Annotated in this window: 1 pseudogene; it reads right to left on the bottom strand. The window is 57.3% G+C overall.

The annotated features are described in order from the left end of the window. Positions 1-105: 105 nt before the first annotated feature. A pseudogene (locus tag Q2M23_RS43420) lies at positions 106-457 on the bottom strand (aldehyde dehydrogenase family protein); the annotation flags it as partial. Positions 458-2311 lie beyond the last annotated feature (1854 nt).

The following is a 2311-nucleotide window of genomic DNA, read 5'->3' as shown; positions in this document are numbered from 1 at the left end:
GAAACCCCGGCATACTGGGAACGCGGCCCCGAACCTTTCGGCGCTTCCCGCGCTGAATGGTTGCCGAGATGATCGCGCCTTGGCTTCGAGGAATTGTTCGATGCCCTAGACTCCACCTTTACGGGAGGGCTCCGATGCTTTGACGCCGCCGAGGGGTGAGTCGGCGCCTTGCGGAGTGCCGTTCATCTCGAGCATGCCGGAACGCGGGTGCGAGGCGACCCGGTTGCGTCTCTCGCCGTCGGTCGATTGGATATAGTTCGAAGTCCATAGGGCGTGTCGTTTGCGATCTTGATCGCTTGCTCTTCAGTGTCGAAGGGAATGATCGCCAGCACAAGACCGAAGAGCTCCTATGGCGCGATCGTCATCTTGTTGTTCACGCCGATGAATACGGCCGGACGCACAAAATAGCTCCGTTCGTGCCCTCCGGGCGTCCTATACCGCCTGCGACGAGCCGGGCATCTTATGCGGTTCCGACTTGAGGCCATTGTGTCCCGGCACGTAAACAGTTTTGCTGCTGTTCGAGTGCGGGGGCATGGTGGCGCGATTTGCTTAAAAAATGGAAGAGGTCGCAAGAGGACGGCACAGAAGGCTTTTGAGAAAGGATCGATTGAACGATGCGGGCGTCTTGATCAGATCGTAAAATGCTTGCCTGCGCTCACGATCGACCTTGAGACACTGGATCATGGCCTGGAAATATTCAAGAAATTTCTGGTGGAAGCACTAAGCAAGCTAAGGTCGTACGACCTGACTGCGCTTTGAAGACTAAGTGGAAAGGAGCGCCTGGCGTGCGAGGCAATTAGAGCTTATCGAGCGATCCTCGCCCAACACCTTGAACCGGCTACAGAAGTACAATTCCTGTACCATCATCATGGAGCGAATTGCCGATGCTTTCGTCGGCGCCGTAAGGAGCCACCACGGCCGGGCCTTTATTGTGACGAGGTGAAGTCGCGACTTTACGGGCGTCGAACATGACCTCTTGACGGAGGCCGCATCATGCTGGTTCTTTGTCGCGCGTCGTCGGCATCCCACACGCGCTAATCAATCCCCGCGCCCCTCGATTGCGCTTTGCCGCCGTTGAATGTTGGCTCGTGCAAGCGCCGCCTTCCTTAAAATCGAACTCCCGTTCTGCTCACCAGAGTAGGTAGGCTTCGATCTATTATTAATGCTGTACCGTCAGTAAGTAACTCGCCGAACAAGCTAAGGCGCAGCTCATTACGATAGGAGCAAGGCTCCAATGACAATGCTAGTTAACGCAAGTCTAGCGCTTCCTTCGAGTACATGACGACGCCGCTGCCAGGAAAAGTGTCAAGCTTTCGGTAGGCTTCCGGGAGGCTTCGATTTTCACAAGTAGTCTCGATTGCTGGCTCCCTTCAAAGAGTCCGACATATCCAACTTGTCGGCCAGGCCGCTCGCCAATCAAATCCGGCGATGGATTCGCGGCGCTGTTCGGCGAGAAGGAGTTGCTGATGATGGGAAACCACGGCGTTGGCATCGCTGCCAGTTCAATTGCAACGGCTTACGACCTGCTCTACTACACCCAGGGAGCGGCGTAGGTGCAGTTCTATGCAATGTGGACCGGTCGGCCGCTCAAAATCTTACCCTTACCGGAGAGCGCAACTGAGGCCGCCTGGGCCGGCTACGCACGGGCGAGACCTACGGTAGGCGCAAGCCATACCAGCTGCACTTCGACACGCTCAAGCGGAACATGGATAAGCGGAGCCTGATTATAAAATCTGAGCCGTCGCGCGGCGCCGGTAGGTCCTGGAAAAGAGGTTCCACCCTCATGCGGGCAGATGGACGCGGAGCACATAGAATAGATTCGTTCCCTACGCAGACGCGAGCGGACCGGCGCCGCTGGCCATTGGCAGACATCACTATCGAGCGGCCCTGCGGCGCGCCAGACCTACATGGCGTTTGCGTGTCACTCGCATGGTGTGCGGCCTTTGCATTCGCCGCGGTCTGGATTGAGGAGCGGCACCTGTGGCTGGCCGGCCCATCCGTTGCTGCTTAAAAATCCTATCTTCGCCATGAGATCTGCAGGAACTCCTCCACCCCCCGAGCGCCGGCACATCTCCGCTGATCGCCTCGGGAGCGGCAGTTCCTGGCACATAGGCTTGTTAATTCTCTCCGGCTTCGTGAGCCGCCTGTGGCGGACCTCGAATCTTAGTTCAGGATGCGGGGTCAAGCCGATTTAAGCTTGAGGAGCCCGATAATAGTCCTGTGAACGGCAAAATGCATCTGTCGGCCCTAAGGTCGCAGAACGAGAACGCAGATGGGAGAAGGAATGCGCCATCTGGTCAACCGCAGACGC

Origin of the sequence: Bradyrhizobium sp. 33ap4 (assembly GCF_032654765.1) — a bacterium.
In the GTDB taxonomy this organism is placed as follows: domain Bacteria; phylum Pseudomonadota; class Alphaproteobacteria; order Rhizobiales; family Xanthobacteraceae; genus Bradyrhizobium; species Bradyrhizobium australafricanum.
This window is presented reverse-complemented; position numbering and strand designations above follow the sequence as displayed.